Annotated in this window: 1 protein-coding gene; it reads right to left on the bottom strand. The window is 41.8% G+C overall.

Features of this window, described 5'->3' with window-relative positions; genetic code table 11:
• Window positions 1–516: putative capsular polysaccharide synthesis family protein (locus R7040_RS28940; protein ID WP_318097965.1), on the bottom strand; the 516-nt coding region annotated here is incomplete at its 3' end.
• Window positions 517–558 lie beyond the last annotated feature (42 nt).

Raw genomic sequence — 558 nt, 5'->3', positions numbered from 1 at the left:
TTGGCGCATGACATCGATGCTGAAGTTACGTTTTAGCTCGTTATCGAACCAATCTGCGAAGTAGTTCAGGTTGATGTAGTTATCAAAGCAATGCTCGAGATGCTTGTAGGTCACTTCCATATCGCGGTGGATGGCATCGTTCTTTTTGCCTTCGATAAATTGCAGATGCAAATCTTGGAAAAAACGGGAGAAAACCGTCGCAATCGGGTCACGGATTAATGTAACGATCTTGATTTGCTCGCGCTTTTGCAAAATGCGCTTGCGTTGATTCAGAACCAAACGGTACATCGCGCGATTTTTAAAATCGAAGAATTTACTCACATCCTTTTTGTTGTGGTACATGTGAAATTCTTCATGATCGTCAAACGTGTGGATGTGATAGCTCGGAATGTTACGCGCTTCCAAAGTATGCTCGATAGACGATGAGCCCACTTTCCCCATTTGATACACCAAGACGAAGTTATCAGCCCGAAGTTCTCGGTTCTTTTCAAATTGTCGAGCGATAGAGTATTTCATTGATCAAATCCTTGATTATTAAAATTCGTGACTTTTATTGAC

This window comes from Vibrio sp. 1069, from assembly GCF_033340555.1.
The sequence above is the reverse complement of the archived record's forward strand: the minus strand, read 5'-3'. Positions and strand labels throughout refer to the sequence as shown.